At 63.7% G+C, this 16,858-nt stretch carries 13 protein-coding genes; all 13 read left to right on the forward strand.

Annotated features, from left to right (window positions below):
* Positions 1-66: 66 nt before the first annotated feature.
* Positions 67-1,152, forward strand: a complete 1,086-nt coding sequence (locus SH809_18075) for an FAD-dependent oxidoreductase (protein MDZ4701625.1) — start codon at positions 67-69, stop codon at positions 1,150-1,152.
* Between the two features lie 94 nt (positions 1,153-1,246).
* Positions 1,247-2,326 (forward strand): class I fructose-bisphosphate aldolase, encoded by a 1,080-nt coding sequence (locus tag SH809_18080; protein MDZ4701626.1) that lies wholly within the window; start codon positions 1,247-1,249, stop codon positions 2,324-2,326.
* Positions 2,327-2,608: 282 nt separating this feature from the next.
* Positions 2,609-3,166, forward strand: a complete 558-nt coding sequence (locus SH809_18085) for a phosphatase PAP2 family protein (protein ID MDZ4701627.1) — start codon at positions 2,609-2,611, stop codon at positions 3,164-3,166.
* A 33-nt stretch (positions 3,167-3,199) separates the two neighbouring features.
* Positions 3,200-3,721 (forward strand): hypothetical protein, encoded by a 522-nt coding sequence (locus SH809_18090; GenBank protein MDZ4701628.1) that lies wholly within the window; start codon positions 3,200-3,202, stop codon positions 3,719-3,721.
* Between the two features lie 34 nt (positions 3,722-3,755).
* Positions 3,756-4,427: a hypothetical protein gene (locus tag SH809_18095; GenBank protein MDZ4701629.1), complete on the forward strand. Its 672-nt coding sequence runs from the start codon at positions 3,756-3,758 to the stop codon at positions 4,425-4,427.
* Positions 4,428-4,431: 4 nt separating this feature from the next.
* Positions 4,432-5,391, forward strand: coding sequence for a hypothetical protein (locus SH809_18100; protein MDZ4701630.1), 960 nt, complete (start codon positions 4,432-4,434; stop codon positions 5,389-5,391).
* A 9-nt stretch (positions 5,392-5,400) separates the two neighbouring features.
* Entirely contained in the window at positions 5,401-6,624 is a 1,224-nt protein-coding gene (locus tag SH809_18105; protein MDZ4701631.1) for a hypothetical protein, read from the forward strand.
* Positions 6,624-8,744, forward strand: coding sequence for a DUF362 domain-containing protein (locus SH809_18110; GenBank protein ID MDZ4701632.1), 2,121 nt, complete (start codon positions 6,624-6,626; stop codon positions 8,742-8,744). Before SH809_18105 ends, SH809_18110 begins: the two co-directional genes overlap by 1 nt.
* A gap of 7 nt (positions 8,745-8,751) precedes the next feature.
* Positions 8,752-9,789 (forward strand): NAD-dependent epimerase/dehydratase family protein, encoded by a 1,038-nt coding sequence (locus SH809_18115; protein MDZ4701633.1) that lies wholly within the window; start codon positions 8,752-8,754, stop codon positions 9,787-9,789.
* 184 nt (positions 9,790-9,973) lie between these two features.
* Positions 9,974-10,501 carry a hypothetical protein gene (locus SH809_18120; protein MDZ4701634.1) on the forward strand — a complete coding sequence of 176 codons (528 nt, stop codon included), beginning with the start codon at positions 9,974-9,976 and terminating at the stop codon, positions 10,499-10,501.
* Positions 10,502-10,621: 120 nt separating this feature from the next.
* Positions 10,622-12,451, forward strand: coding sequence for an AAA family ATPase (locus tag SH809_18125; GenBank protein MDZ4701635.1), 1,830 nt, complete (start codon positions 10,622-10,624; stop codon positions 12,449-12,451).
* A 1,056-nt stretch (positions 12,452-13,507) separates the two neighbouring features.
* Positions 13,508-15,235, forward strand: a complete 1,728-nt coding sequence (locus SH809_18130; GenBank protein MDZ4701636.1) for an amidohydrolase family protein — start codon at positions 13,508-13,510, stop codon at positions 15,233-15,235.
* Positions 15,236-15,262: 27 nt separating this feature from the next.
* Entirely contained in the window at positions 15,263-16,633 is a 1,371-nt protein-coding gene (locus SH809_18135; GenBank protein MDZ4701637.1) for an amidohydrolase family protein, read from the forward strand.
* Positions 16,634-16,858: the final 225 nt, after the last annotated feature.

Raw genomic sequence — 16,858 nt, forward strand, 5'->3', positions numbered from 1 at the left:
CACAATTCCCACACGCTCGCTTTCGAATCGTTATCTTGCGGCCCTCGTTCACCGTAGATCTTCGATATGCCCGAATACGACATCATCATTGCCGGCGCCGGTCTCGCGGGCGTTACGGCGGCTTTTACCCTTTCGCGCACGCAGCGTGTATTGCTTCTCGACGCCGAGGCGCCGGGGGCAGGCGCTTCGGGCATGGCGGCGGGGATGGTAAACCCGATCAGCGGATTACGGGCGAAGCCCGCCTGGCGCATGGAGGAGGCGATCGAGGCGCTGGACCGAATGGTGGCCGCGGCTGGCGCTGAGGCCCATTACGACCGCCGCGGCGTACTCCGGCCGGCAAAAGACGAAGAACAGGCCGGGTTTTTCAAAGAAAGCGCCGAGCGGTACCCGAGCGAAACCGCGTGGATCGAGCCCGGAGCCATCCGCGAGGCGCACCCGCTCGTCGCCGCCCCCCACGGCGCGCTGCGCGTCCACCCGGGCGGCGTCATCCGCGTCGGAAAGCTCATCACATCGCTCGTGGAAAAGGCAAAGGAGCAGGGTCTCACGGTTGCGACCCGCACGCGTCTCGTCGGTTGGCGGCAGGCGTATGGGAGTGTCACCGTAGAGGTGGCGAACACAGCGGACGGCATCCGGTCCGAGCTGAAGGCGCGCCGGCTGCTGCTGACGCTCGGCGCCGGCGTCGCGGGATTTGATGTCCTCGGGGCACTGGATCTCCACCCGATCAAGGGGCAGCTCATCCGGATCAGCCGGCCGGCCGGAGCACCGCCCAACCTCTTGTCGCTCGCCGGCAACGGCTACCTCATCGATGAGGGCGATGCGCTGCTGGCTGGCAGCTCGTACGAACACAGCTACGCGGACCTCGCCCCGTCGCCGGCCGTGTCCCGGAAGCTGCTCCGCGAGGCCACCCAATTGATCCCTAGGCTGTCGCGTAGCCGGGTGGTCAGCGCCTCCGTCGGCGTGCGCATCACGGTGCCGCGGCTACGCCTCCCCATGGTGGGCCACCTGCCCGGAAGAAACGCCGTGTGGCTCATTTCCGGGCTCGGCTCGAAGGGCCTGCTCATGGCGCCAATGATCGCTGCGAATCTGGTCGATTACTTCGCGGATCCCGCCAGCATCCCCGATGAAATCCAGGTTCGGGTTAAGACTGGATGATAAAAGCGCTTCCGATCCGTTGCCGTCGAACTTTAGCCCAAAACAGGCGTTGGGAGGCCAACCAACTTAACCAGATTGGAGGCTAACGATCCCTATGGCAGACGTGTCTACCGCGCCAGTCGCGGACATTCTCGGCGAAGAAGCCGCATTTTTGCTCGACCACAAGTCGAACACTATCCCCCGCGAAACCCTGCACCTGCCGGGGCCCGACTTTATCGACCGCGTCTGGTCGGCATCCGATCGTACGCCACAGGTGCTCCGTTCCCTCCAGTCGCTGTTCGATCACGGCCGGCTCGGCGGGACGGGCTATGTGTCCATCCTCCCGGTCGACCAGGGCATCGAGCACTCCGCCGGCGCCTCGTTCGCCAAAAATCCGGCGTACTTCGATCCGGAAAACATCGTCAAGCTCGCCATCGAGGGCGGGTGTAATGCCGTCGCGTCCACCTTTGGCGTCCTCGGCGCCGTTTCGCGCAAGTACGCACACAAGATCCCCTTCATCCTCAAGATCAACCACAACGAGCTGCTGACCTACCCGAACAAGTTCGACCAGGTCATGTTCGCCCAGATCGAGGATGCATGGAACATGGGCTGCGTCGGCGTCGGCGCGACGGTCTACTTCGGGTCGGATGAATCCGCCCGCCAGCTCGTCGATGTCTCCGAGGCCTTCTCCCGCGCCCACGAACTCGGGATGACGACAATCCTCTGGTGCTACATGCGTAACAGTGCGTTCAAGGTGAACGGCGTCAACCACGAAACCAGCGCGGACCTCACCGGCCAGGCCAACCACCTGGGCGTGACGATCCAGGCGGATATCATCAAGCAGAAACAGCCCGACTGCAACGGCGGCTTCAAGGCCCTCAACACCGGCAACAGCAGCTACGGCAAGCTCGACGAGCGCATCTACTCGAAGCTCACGTCGGACCATCCGATCGACCTTACCCGCTACCAGGTGGCCAACTGCTACATGGGACGCGCCGGCCTGATCAACTCGGGCGGCGGCTCGGGCAAAAACGACCTCCAGGAGGCCGTCCGCACCGCGGTCATCAACAAACGCGCCGGCGGCATGGGCCTCATTTCGGGCCGCAAAGCGTTCCAGAAGCCGATGGAAGACGGCGTCGAACTGCTGCACGCCATCCAGGATGTGTACCTCGACAAGCAGGTCACGATCGCCTGATCGGACGTTTTATACGGATGGGTATCATCGTAGGGGCGCACGGCCGTGCGCCCCTTTTTTTTGCCGCGGGGGCGCACGACGGGGCGGGGCGCATAGCCCTGCGTCCCTACTTGCGCACACCGGGGGGATGAATTACCTTTAGTCGTCGCTATCCGCTTCCCCATCGCGTCGTCTCCCACGCTACCTGCGCCCGCCGATCTCTGTACGCCGTTCGGCCCATCTGTAATGACTCGTAGGTCGATCAGGCACGATGCCGACGCTTCCATCCGTCCGGTCCTTCCCATGTACACGACGACGGCCGCATCCTCCTTCCGCGCGTGGCTCCACCGGCTCGACGACCTTGAAATCGCCTACGTGCGTTCGGTCGTCAAAAAGGTCCACCATCGACCCCTCCTCAAAAAGGCGGCCGCCCTGCTCTGCCGGCTCGGCAACGGCTGGCTCTACTTGATCCTCGTGTCCGGCGCCCTGGCGGTAAAAGGGCGTGAAGCAGACGGCATGTTAGTCTGGGCCGCTCTGGCTATTCTGCTGGCGTTCCCCGTCTATTACTTCGTCAAACGGGTCTGTGCCCGAGCGCGGCCCCTGCACCGGGACCCGAGCCTGGATACCGGGCTGCCCACGCTCGACTTGTACTCCTTTCCCAGCGGGCACGCCATGGCGGCCGCCGCCGTCGGCCTCCCGTATGGGCTCTCGCTCCCCCATGCCTTTCTCCCCTTCCTCATCGGCTGGCTGCTCATCGCATGGTCTCGCCTGGCCTCCGGCCACCACTACCCGTCCGACGTGATCGCCGGCGCCCTGATTGGTATCGTGACCACACTGACGGCCATGACGTTTTTTCCCTGATCCTCACCACATTCCATCCAGCTTCGCATCGTTATGTCCGACTATTCCGTTGATGTAAACGTGCCGCACCCGGTGACATCCCGCGTGGAAGTAGGCAACAAAGACGGCCAACCGTTCACCTCAGCATCTACTGTAGAGGTGTTTAACAGGGATGGGCTGCCGTATAAGACGGACAGCACGATTCGGGTGCCGGACCCGATCAAAACCGAAAGCACGATTTCGATCCCCGAGCCGATCAAAACCGAAAGCACGATTTCGATCCCCGAGCCGATCAAAACCGAAAGCACGGCGGAGATCGACGTGAAGCCGGTCGCCCTGGATCAGTGCCTGCGCATCCGGCTGGATCCGGTGCCAACCACCTGCATCCATCAACCCTACCAGCAACACATCGGCTTTTCAGTCTTCGGCGTCGAGGTTTTTGGCATCGACGTACAGGGCGAAGCACGTTCCATCATTGAAGGGATGGACCGCAAGCCGCATGTGCTGCCGGCCGGCCCGCGTCCCGCTCCCGAGACATCCCGACACGACGGCCCCCGCATCCGCCTGGATCGCTGATCCAATCCACTCATCACCCCAATCCCTCACGACCTTGGACGAAACCTACCGCACCCGCCCCTGGCGCACCACCGGACGCCGCTCCTCCACCAGCCGCCCTCCTGCCGCCGACCGCTCGGACCCCTGGACGGCATCCTGGGACACGTTCGTCACCCCGGCCATGGAATCCTGGACCCGGATGTGGAACGAGGCCCTCGACGCCGCCCGCGCGCCCGAAAAGCCGGGGCATTACCCCGGTAAACAGGCCCATCACGATCCCTGTGGATGCGGGTGCCGCGAGGACGACTGCCATTGCCAGTGCTGCATCGGCAAGGCCGACCTCGTCGTCTACGCCTACCCGGGCGAACGCCGGCTCATCCCCATGGTCATCGAAAACAGCATCCGCCGCGAACGGGAAGTCACCCTCGAACTCAGCGGGTTCGACAACGCCCGAAAATGCGCCGTTACCGTGTTCGGTTCGTTGATGGGTGAAAAGACGATCACACTCGCGCCCTGCTCCGAGCATGAAGTGGTCGTCGCCATCCAGATCGGTGAAGCGAATCCGAATAGCACTACGGGGACACCCGGACGAGTCGAGGACTGCTGCGTTCAATACGCCGACCTGCGCATCACCGGATGTGACATCCGCCCCGTTCGTATCGCCGTCGCCGTACGGCCGTTCGATTGTGATCGTTACACCATCGACTGCGCCTGCGGGTGCTGCTGAACGCATGAGTAACAAAAATCAACTCCTCCCGGACTGGCTCCTCAAGGCGGCCGAACAGGCCTTCGCCCGGCAATCCGACGCCCTCCGCGACGCCGCCAACCGGTGGCAGCGCGGGATAAAAGACAGCTGGCAAGGCAACGTGCCGGCCGACGCCGCGGAATGGGCTCGAGCCGCGGCGTCTTCCATCGAGACGGTCAGCGCCCGAACCCTGGATTTCGCCCGCGCCTGGTGGGCTCTCAACCAGGACTACTACCGCGACCTGAGCGCCCTCGGCACCGACTTCACGCGCCGCTCGATGGACGAGTGGCAACGTGCCGGCTCGGAGCCTCGCGCCGGCCGACGCCGCACGCACGACTACACCTACCACCCTCCGCCGGCCGATGCATCCACCCGCCAGATCCCCATCACCCTGACGGGGCCCGTCGGGGGGGGCGCCTCTCAGACGTTTGTGCTCGAAAACACCCAGGACGGCTTCTTCTCGATCGGTTTCGGGATCTCCGAAGCCTGTGACGCCGCCGGCGGACCCGACTTCACGCTACCGCTCACGATCGAACCCGCCCGGTTCGATCTCGCCCCGGGCGACGAACGCGCCGTCACACTCCGCCTTACCCTGCCGGCCGACCGCTTCATCGCCGGCCGCCGCTACTCGGCCACCGTCCGCGTCGACGGCTACCCCGGTCTCTCGTTGGCCCTCCAGATCCAACCCACCGCCCCTGCCGACGACCAGCCGGTGAAGCCGAGCCCCAGAAAAGAGCCGCCAGTACAACCCAAGAAACAGGCAGAACCCAAAAAACAGGCAGAACCCAAGAAACAGGCAGAACCCAAAAAACAGGCAGAACCCAAGGAACAGGCAGAACCCAAGAAACAGGCACTATCCCAAAAACCGGCGAAACCGAAGCCTTCCGACACCAAAAAAACGACGTCCCCGCGGACCAGCCCACGGAAACCCCGCACCAACGGATAACGCGGTCCCATGAAGCAGTACCCCTATGCCTTCCACATCGCGCTGGACGGAAACGGTATCAATGGCCTCGAAGGCATGGCCGGCGTTTGTAATTTCCGGTACGACCCGGTCGACCACGCCTGCGCCTTCAAAATCACGTACTTCGACGGCCTCGCCGGCGGCCATGCCGTCAGCGTCAACCCGGAGAAGACGCTCGGATACCTCGGCACCACCGGCCAGCACCTGATGTTCTACGATCCGGTTACGCTCGATGAATTGGATCGCACCTCCACCCTCGCCTACGAATCGCCCGACACCAGCCTCCGCGGCAGCACCCACATTTGCTGGCTGGATAACCACACGTTCATCACGGCGATCGGGGACTTTTTCTACCGGTTCGATGTCAACCGCCTCGCCGCCGGCGAACGCCTCGGCCCGCATAAAACGATGATCCCCCACAGCATGAAGATCTCGGCCTCGGGCCGGTACCTCTGTTACGGGGCGATGGACAACCCGGCTCTTGGCGCACAGGGCGAGGCCAAAAGCGTGGGCGTGCTGGACCTGGAGACCGGCGAGACGACCATCATCCCCCTGCCGGCCACGTGCTGGCACATCGTAGGCCATCCCCGGAAAGACCTGTTTTACGCCGTCTCCTTTCGGGTGCTACCCCAGGACCACGTCGACTACCACGAGTGGGCCATCGCCTTCTTTAAGGAGTACGCGTTCGAGATCGACGCCGGCACAAAACGGGTCGTCCGACACTGGGCCTGCGGCCGCGAAATCCCGTCTCACATCAACTCGGACGTCACGATCTCGGACACCGAGCTCATCTTCTGCAACGGAGGCAGCGGCACGATCGTGTTCATCGATCTGGAGAGCTTCTCCAAATTCCGCCTCATTGACGAGCGGCCGGATCTCGCCACCCGGATGAACCACAAGCGCTCGATGGCGACCCAGGTCTACGACTCGATGATCCGCGGCAGCGTCTTCACCGGCGCGCACCACCTGCTTGGCGCCCTGCGCGTCAGCCGGTTTACGTTCCTGGACTCCGTCCACGCCTGCCAGCTCTCGAAGGACCAGACGCTGCTCTTCACGGCTAACCGCGGCCTGAATCACATCACGGTGTACGATTACCCGTCGCTCACCCTGCGTTTCCGGACGCCGATGCCCGAGATTCAGGAGTACGTCCCCCACGTATCCCGTTACGCCGACCCCCGGCTGGGCTTCCACCATAGCTACCTGGTGAGTCCGTGATGGCGGCTTCCCAACCCATCCGTGCCTGTGTCTGTCTGGGCGGCGCCAACGACCTCGCCGCCCACCTCGCGCGGACGCTGGAGGACGCCGGCTTCTGGGAGATCCTGGATGGGCGGCGAGGCGAGAAAGTCGCCGCGGCGTTTCGCATCGTGATCAAACCCGACCTGGAGGTCTTCGCCACCGGCGGATCCACCGGCACGGACCCCGCGCTCGTCGAGGCGCTTATCGAGCAACTCGTCACACGCGGCTACGAAACCGTCTCGGTCGTCGACGGCCCGAGCCCGGCGGGGGTGTGGCTGGAGAATCGGGACGTCCTTGCCCTGGCCGACCTCGCCGGCTACCGCTTCGAAACCGCGTCCGGCCATCCCTACGACATCGCCGACCTCGGCGAGGACCTGGCCGACGCCGGCTTTCCCGCCGGCTCCGTCCTGGCAGGGACGCCGCTTGGAGCCGCCTGGCTCGAGGCCGACTTCCGGATCCTCGTCCCCAAACTCAAGACCGACGAGGAGGAGCGTTTCGCCCTCGGCGCCCACACCCTGCTCGGCGTCTTGCCGTTGCGCGACAAGGACCTGCACTACCGCTGCCGGCTCGACGCCGGCGACGTGGCCGTCGCCCTGCTCCAGCACACTCCGGTTCATTTTTCGATCATCGACGGCAGGGTCGCCAATCACGGCAGCCAGGGGATGCGTGCCTCGAAGCCGTTCCCGGCCGGAATGCTGATCGCGTCCTCAGACGCCCTGTTGGCCGACTGGGCCGGGGCGCTCAAAATGGGGCTCGACCCGTACGCCTCGCGCCTGAACGCCCGGGCGCTGCACACGATCGGGCTGCCGGCCTCGTACGAAATCGCCGGCGACCTCGCGCCGATGGTCGGCTGGCTGAATCCGTCCCTCCTCCTGGCCGACGCCGTGCGCGCGCGCAACAAAAACCCGACGCTCCGCCGGCACGTCGCCCCCTGGATCACCACCGTCGACACCGCCCTGTTTCCCTTTAAACAGGGATTGGATGCCCAGGTGAACGGTTACCTCGCGCCGCTCCTCGCCGAGGTGGACGAACAGCCGTTTGTGGCCGGCGCCTACCTGGCCCTCAATGGCCTCCTCGCCTCCATCGAACAAGGGCTCTATGCCTGGCGCATCACGGCCGACAAAGGCCGGCTCCGTCGGCGGGAGGTCCCGCTCGGCATCGATCTTTCTCGTTTCCAGCCGGCCGACTTCGACGCCGTCGCTCAGTATATCCTCCCTCTGGCCGACATCGCCCGACACACCCCGCCCGATGCCAACGGCCTGCGCTGGCGGTATATCGACGGGTCCGTCCTGTTCGAGTACCGCCGTATCCTCCCCATCTCGTTCGACCGTTTCGTCGATCGTGTGGACATCGCGGCGGCCGTCGAAATGATGTATGACAACATCGGCGGAGCGCGGGTGACCGTGCAGCAGGACGAGCAGGGCCGTATCGTACACCAGGCCGAGCGCAACATCTACCTGCCACAGCCCAACTGGATGGTGTTTTTTGGGGGAGAGGACATCGATGTGGGGAAGATCGAGGTCGTGCGGTATGAAGCAGATCGCCGGCGGATCTTCTGGCGCGCCGTCGAAAGCGCCAACGGGTCCGCCGCGTTCGACGACGGGCTCGTCGCGTTCTCGCGCCACGGAGACGATGTCGAGATCCTGATCGTCGCCCGCCAGAAGTTTGCCCTGCCGCTGTTCTGGCAGGCGATTAATATGGATTATCTGCCGGAGATCAAGGCCCGAATGGTATCCGACGCCTACATCGCCTTTTTTTCGCGCACGGTGGCCAACTACGAGGCCGCGTACGAGGGCCGCGACACCCGTACGGGCCACGCCCTGGCCACGAAGGACGATGAAGACGGCCGGCCGCTCGCCATCGAGCAGATCGACGAGTTGTTGGCCATGCTGATGGACTTCCTGCGGCGCTGGGCGCAACCGACGAAGGGCGGGCCGACGAAGGACGGACAGGCGACGGCGTCGACCGACGCCATGGGGTATCGCCACCTGCCCGGAAAAGCCGCGGCGGAGCATCAGCCGGCGCTGTGGCGCGAGCTGGCCGAGGCCATGCAGCGCGACATGCGGCGCATGACCGGCACGACCGACACTAGCAGCTAAAATCACCATGCGCGCACTCGTCACCGGAGCCAGCGGTTTTATCGGCAGCCATCTGGCCCGCGGCCTGCGGCAGCGAGGGTACGACGTGTGCGGGCTCGTCCGCCCCACCAGCGACCGGCGTAATCTGACCGGGGTCGATCTCGCGCTGGTCCATGGAGACGTCCGCGAGCCTGCCACCCTCGACGCGGCCCTCGATGGCCGAGACATCGTCTTCCACGCCGCGTCGCCGTACACCTTCTGGGGGATTTCGGAGGTGGATCTCTTCGAGACGACTGTCGCCGGCGCACGGAATGTGCTCCAGGCCGCCGCCCGGCAGGGCGTCCGCCGCGTCGTGCTCACCTCGTCGTCGGTCGTCGCCGGCTCCCGGCGGACGGCCCGCGTCATTGCGGACTATGAGGCGCTCGGGGTGGCCGACGAGCCGGCGTACGTGCGCGCCAAGGCCGAGCAGGAGCGCCTGGCGTTTGAACTCGGGCAGCGTTTGGGGATCGAGGTCGTCGCGGTCCGCCCCACCGTCACCGTGGGCGGCCCTGATTTCGGGTTGACGGAGAGCAACCGGATGCTGGTGCGGTACCTGACGGACCCGATGAAGGCGACCTGGATCGGGGGATGTAATATCGTGGGGATCGACGACGTGGTCGCCGGCCACCTGCTCGCGGCGGAGCGCGGCGTAGCTGGCGAATGGTACACGCTGGGATCGGAAAACCTGGAATGGCCAGCCGTGCACGGGCTGGTCTCCGAACTCGTTGGATTGCCGGGTCCGTGGATCACCAGCTGGGAGACGACCGCGGTGGCCGCGGCCGCGGCGTTTGAATTCGCGAGCCGGCTCACCGGCAAGCCGCCTCAAAGCAGCCGCGAACAGGCCCGAATGGTTGGACGGTATTACTGGTACGACGACGCCAAAGCCCGCGCGCTGGGTTATTGTGCAGTGCCGGCCCGCGAGGCCCTCGCCCGAGCGCTCGCCTGGCTTGTCGCGAGCGAACATATTCCGAATGATGTCCGTGCGAGGATGAATTTGGCTCCGGAGGTGACCCGGGGTTCGCGATAACATGTTGCATTTTGCATTTTACCCTTTGCATTAATATCCCGGGGTACGGACGCACACGTTTTGCATTGAAACCCGGGTTACGCTGCGCTAACCCGGGCTACGCGCTAACCCGGGCTACGCGCTAACCCGGGCTACGGGGTGCGTGCCCATATTTTGCCTTTTGCATTTTACCTTTTGCCTTGAAATGACCCTTTCCACCACCACCCTCCTGAAACTTCCCTGGCCCGATATCTGGCGCGCGTTGCGGGACGATCTGCCCGTCATCGCTGGCCGGCTCGACGAGGTGGCGTCGATCGAATGCCTGGAGCGACAGTCGTTGCCGGATGGCAGGCTGCGGGTCGTGAACCGGTGGACGGCCGCGCCGCAGCTGCCGGCGATGCTGATGCAGTATGCGAAGCCCGAGATGCTGAGCTGGGTGGACCGGGCCGAGTGGGACGAAGCGGCGGCACGGTGCACCTGGACGATCGAGTCGCCCTATTTCGGGGAGCACGTGGCCTGCGCCGGCAGCACCGTCTTTCAGCCGGCGATGGGCGGCCGCGGGGCCCGGATCACCTTCGCCGGCGAGATGATCATCAACGGCATGCCAAAAGGCTTCGAACAGGTCGAAGGCCTGCTCGCCCGGGGCGCCGAGTCCATCGTCACCCGGATCGTGGCGTCGAACTTCCAGAAGCTCGCGAAGGCTGCTGCGGAACACATCGAGGCCGGCGGGTGACTGGATCGCATTTGTCAGCGATTCACATTGTAATTGAGCGGCCAATCCAGGAACTTGCAACCTTCCAGGGGGATTTCCGAACGCAGAGCACATCATACGACAGCAACCGACGCGCTTACCATGGCCAAGAAAAAAGACGATACGAAGAAGTCCCCGGAGGCGAAGCCCGCCGGCCACACCGCAAACGGTAAGGCCCCTACGCCCGCGACGGCGTTCGAGGAATACACCCGCCACTACCCGGAATGGGCACGCGAATTCGCCCGCAAATACTTTACGAAGACGCTCACCCAGTTTATCCTTTATGGGAACGTGCGAGACCTCGTGCCCTTTGTCGACGACAGTGAGCAGACAAAATACGTCCCCCTCCGCGGCTTCCTGAAGGACGAACTCTTCGCCTCGCGGGACCTGATCGTGCTCTACGACCGCTCAAGCGGCATCCATTTCAACGACCCTGAGTCCCAGAAAGACTTCAACCGGGCGCTATCGGGTTACGACACGATCTTCGGAACCGAGTACATCAAAAACCTCCCGAAAGAACCCGTCCGCGTCTTTTCGGTGCTCGATAATTATTTCCGGCTCCGTCTCGCCGAAGGGAAAGGCATCGCGTGTATCATCGACTACGCCGAAACGATCATCCCGATGGCCGAGGCGTCGATGTATTCGTCGGAGGATCGCAACGCGCTGGTTTACCTCCAGAAATGGGCGCACGACCCGCTATTCCTGGAGCACGACTTCACGATCTGCCTCATCACTGAAAACCTGAACGACTTGAACCAGCAGCTCGTCCAGAGCCCGCACACGGCCGAGATCCGGATCGAGCTGCCCGACGAGGCGTCGCGCATCAACTTCGTCAACCACCGGATTGCCGGCCGGGAAGCCGAATTTAAGCAACAGTCCGCCGTGCCGGCCAAGGCCTTTGCGCAAAACACCGCCGGCCTCGGGTACATCCAGCTCCGCACCATCCTGGCCGACGTCCTCGAAAACCACACGCGGATGACGTTCGAGCGCCTGTCCGAACTCAAAAAGGAGTTCATCGAGGCCGAGGCGTTCGGGATGCTGGAGTTTGTGGAGACCGATTACACCCTCGACATGGTCGCCGGCCATGCCCACGCCAAGGAACACCTCCGCCAGGCCGCCAAAGCGCTCCGCAACGGCCGGCCGGACGTCATGCCCATGGGCTACCTCGTCAGCGGGCCCGTCGGCACCGGCAAGACGTTTATGATCACCTGCTTCGCCGGCGACATCGGGATCCCGATGGTCATGCTCAAGAACTTCCGCTCGCAGTGGCAGGGCGTCACCGAGGGTAACCTGGAGAAAATCCTCAACCTCCTCGAAGCCATGACCCCCGTCGCCGTCATGATCGACGAGGCGGATGCGATGCTCGGGGACCGCGACTCCAGCGGGGACTCCGGCGTGTCGTCGCGCGTCTTCGGGCAGATCGCCCAGTTCATGAGCAACTCGAAACACCGCGGCCGCATCATTTTCTTCCTCCTCACGGCCAGGCCGGACCTCATGCCGATCGACCTCAAGCGCCAGGGCCGCGCCGAGGAACACATCGCCCTATTCTACCCAAGCGAACGCCCCGAACGCGAGGAACTACTCAAGGTGATGATGAAGCGCACGAAGATTAAGATCCCCTTCGAGCAGATGCCCGAGGCGCTCGTCAACGGCGAACGCACCTACAGCGGCGCCGACATGGAGGCCCTGCTCACCCGCGCCAAGTTCCGCGCCGCCGCCGAGGACTCGGGCAGCGACGTCAAGCCCGAACACATCCAGGCCGCGGTCGATGACTTCATCCCGCCCACGTACCCGCTGGAAGTCGAGCTCCAGTCCCTCGCCGCCGTGCTCGAATGCACCAACCGCGCGCTCCTGCCGCCGCAGTACCACCAGATGGACCGGGAGGCGATCATCAAACGGGTGGATGTGATCAAACAGCTGCTGGGGAGGTGAACGGGCGTGCCGAATCAGACCCCTCCTAATGCGAATCATGCGAATCAGGAGTTGAACTATGTCAAACCCCCAAAAAATAATGTCATCTCGACCGAAGACGCCGGCTTGCCGGCGTGAGAGCGGAGAGACCTCCTTAAGCCGAGCACTTCGCCCATCTCGAGGAGGTCGCTCAGCTGCCGCATCGGCTGGCGCCGCTGCGTCCGATCGCGATGACAGGGCTTAATTATAAACCACCACTCGGCGCTAACTCCACGCCCCGTCACCAATCACTACCCGCTATTCATGCGAATCAGGAGTTGAATCGTGCAAAAATGGGGCAACATGTCACCACTCGGCTTTGACCGAAGGCATAGTCATCCCCCGGTCAAAGCCGGGGGCAGGCTCCCGCGCAGGCGGGAAACGAGCGAAGCGACTTACGAAGTAATCCAGCCATCAGCTTGGCATTTTTCTGGGTCCCCGCCTTCGCGGGGATGACTTGTTCCTTATGCAATACGCAAATCTCAACGGTTTCTTAAGTAGTTATGCACTCCAAAATCACGCGGAATACGCATTCCAACTCCTGATTCGCATGAATCAGGAGTTGAGGCCGTATCAAATGAATAAATCTGACAGGCATTCCCCCCTTGCCTCGTCTTCCCCAACTCGATTGGGGATCCATAGGCGGCTGATCGCATGCAGGTAGGCCTCATGGGGGCTGGACGACCATGGAGCGTGCGGCGGAAGCCAGTATGCGTCGTGTTTCAACTCCTGATTGGCATTCCTCGGATCGAGGTGGGGTCTGGTAATTGCGACCCACAAGTAGATACTTAACCTCGTTGGCCTTCAACGACTTCAAGAAGTCTCGGAATTCGATCGGCAAGCGGATCATAGGCGTAATTTATTTGCCTCATCAGTTCAATCGCGGCGAATCGTTCATCCGCGGACCTGGACAACCAGTAGGCTACATCGTTGGGCTCCTCGTGACTCCTTCCATTCCGCTCTTCTTTTTCCCTTCGCCATTCGCTATTTTCCGTTCGCTTACCTTTACCGCGGCCCCTTCCAACAGCCACACGCTCCATGAATTGCTTTCTCCGTTTGGCCGCTGCCGCGCTTCTGCTTGCGTTCAGCGCTACCGGCGCGCGCGCACAAAGTCCTGACCTCCTGCCGCCCGTCACCCGCACCTACGCCATCGTCAACGCCCGCATCGTCCAGGCGCCCGGGCGGGTCATTCCGCGGGGGACGGTGCTCGTGCGGGATGGCCTCATCACCGGTGTTGGCGCCGGGGTGAGTGTCCCGTTTGACGCCGAGGTGATCCCGGGCGACTCGCTGGTCGTCTACGCCGGCTTTATCGACGGCCTCTCCAACGCCGGCATCCCGGCCCCGAAGCCGGAGAATACCAACACCACCGCGCCGGACGTCAGCCGGTCGGACCCGCCGGACGCCGCCGCCGGCATCCAGCCAGAGCGGTTCGCTCATGCGATGATCGATCCGGAGGATTCATCCATCGCCGAGCTCCGCAACGCCGGCTTCACCGCCGCCCATATCGTCCCCTACGGCAACATGTTGCCGGGCTCGGGCGCGGTCGTCCTACTCGACGGCACCTCCGCCGGACGCATGGTCCTCGCCTCGGATGTGTCGATGTTCTTCCAGTTCGACGGCGCACGACGGGTGTACCCCGCCACGCCGATGGGCGTCATGGCGAAATTCCGCCAGCTCTACCGCGAAGCCGAGCGCCGGCAACACATGGAGACGCTCTATGCCTCCAGCGCGCGCGGCATCGCGCGGCCAGCGTACGACCCCGTCCACTACGCCTTCTTCCCGGTCATCGCTGGCGAGAAACCGGTGTTTATCTACGCCGATAACGCACTCGAAATCTACCGCGCCCTCCGCCTCCAGCAGGCCCTCGGGTTCAAGATCATGATCGGCGGCCTCTACCAGGCGTTCGACGCCCTCGACCAGCTCGCCGCCGCGAACGTCCCGCTCTTTCTCACCCTGAAACTCCCGAACGACGTTCCGGACTCGGGCAAGAAGGACAGCGTGCTCACCACCGACTCTACCCCCCACTCCGCCGGTTTCAACCCGAACTTCCGCACCACCTCGTACGGCGAAGTGGCCGCCGAGACCCAAAACCTCGCCGCCCGCCAGGCCATCTTCCGCCAGCAGTACATCCAGACGGCTGCCGACCTCCACGAAGCCGGCCTCCGGTTCGGCTTTACCACAAAAGAGGTCAAGCCCGCCGACATCCACAAAAACCTGCGCAAGATGGTGAAAGCCGGCCTCCCCGAAGACGCCGCACTCGCCGCCCTCACGACCGACACCGCCGGCCTGCTCGGGCTGTCGGACAACCTGGGGACGGTCGAGACCGGCAAAATCGCCAACCTGGTTGTGGCCAACGGACCCCTGTTCGCCGAAAAAACGGCGCTGCGGCTGGTGTTTGTGGATGGGAAGAAGTTTGAAGTCGAGGCAAAAAAGCCCGATTCCGCACGCAAGGACACCACCGCCGCCGGCGTGAACGCTATCGGTAGCTGGGAATTCGTAGCCGAGACGGCCGGCATGAGAGGCATCCTCACGTTCACCGGCTCACCCGACGCCATGGACGGCAACCTGGAAGCCGAAGGCCAAACACTCCGCCCCCTCCAGAACGTCGCGTTCACCGGCAACCAGCTTTCATTCGAGTTTTTCATCGAGGAAATGGGCGCCATCAAAGCCGCCCTCGTCATCGACGGCAACACCCTCGATGGAACCTTTACGACGGACGACGACAGCATCCTGGCGGTGACCGGCAGCCGCCGCCCGCGGAACTGACGCACCCTCCGCCAGACACCGACACGCATGAAACGCGCCCTTATTTTTCTCCTCGGCAGCCTCTTTCTTCTTGGCCACGCGATGGCACAGGAAACCGGCGACCTGCTCATCAAGAACGGAACGGTGCTGACCGTCACCAACGGCACGCTGCCGAACACGGATGTACTGATACGCGCCGGCACGATCACCCGTGTCGCCGCTGGCCTGAGTGCTCCCCGCGGTGTCCGGGTGGTGGACGCCACGGGGATGTTCGTCATGCCCGGCATCATCGACGCGCACTCGCACAACGCGCTCACTTCCATCAACGAAGGCTCGGCGCCGGTCACCTCGGAGGTGACGATGGAAGATGTCATCGACCCGTTTGATATCGGCATCTACCGTGCCCTCGCCGGCGGCGTCACCACCATTCACGCGATGCACGGATCGGCCAACGTCATCGGCGGGCAGTGCGAGACGCTCAAGCTACGCTACGGCCTCACGAATCCGGACCACCTCAAGATGGAGGGCGCACCCCGGACGATCAAGTTCGCGCTCGGCGAAAACCCGACCCGCAACCACGGCGGCTCGGGTATCCACCCCTCCACCCGCATGGGCGTCGAGATGGTCCTCCGCGAGGCCTTCGACCAGGCACAGCGCTATATCGTCGACTGGGACGCCTACGAGCGAGACCGCATCACCAACCTGCGCGCCATCCCGCCGGCGTATAACCAGCGCCTGGAAGTCATCGCCGACATCATCCGCGGCGACGTGCTCGTCCAGGCCCACTCCTACCGCGCCGACGAAATCGTCATGCTATTGAACGTACTGCGCGACAATGGCGTCAAGAAACTCAACCTCCAGCACGCCAACGAGGCCTTTAAGGTCGCGCCCGAACTGGCCGAGTTCGGCGCCACGGCGTCGGTCTTCGCCGACTGGTGGGCGTACAAGTTCGAGGTCTACTACTCCACCGCCTACAACGCCGCCATCCTTACCCGCAACGGCATCACGACGTCCATCAACTCGGACTCCGGCGAGCTCATCCGCCACCTCTACCACGAGGCGGCCAAGACGCAGCGCTACGGCGACCTGAGCGACGACGAAGCCCTGGCGCTTATCACCATCAACCCGGCCATCCAGCTGGGCATCGCGGATCGGGTGGGATCGATCGAGGTGGGAAAAGACGGCGATATCGCGCTGTTTAACGCCCACCCGCTGTCCGTCTACGCCGTGCCCCAGCTCACCATTGTCGACGGCACTGTCCGGTTCGATATCGAGAACGACCCGGATGACATGCGCCTCACGATCGACCCCGACGAGCCGCTCGAACAGACGATCCTGATGGATCGGCGCGACCACGACGTCCACGCGGGGGATGAGATCGTGGATCTGTACGACTTCTTCTCCGGCGATAATGATTAACCGACGCAGCTTTAACGACGCAGCTTTAACGACGCAGCTTTAACGACGCAGCTTTAACGACGCAGTCCCAGACCGCCACATGAAATCGACGTTTTTCCTGGCCGCCTCCCTCCTCGCCGCTGCCCTGGCGCCGGCCAGACGGCGTACCCGGGCATGATCGACTCCGGCACCCGGCTGGGCCTGGTGGAAGTGGGCTCGGACCAGCGCACGATCGACCACGACGAG

This window comes from Rhodothermales bacterium (assembly GCA_034439735.1).
In the GTDB taxonomy this organism is placed as follows: Bacteria; Bacteroidota; Rhodothermia; order Rhodothermales; family JAHQVL01; genus JAWKNW01.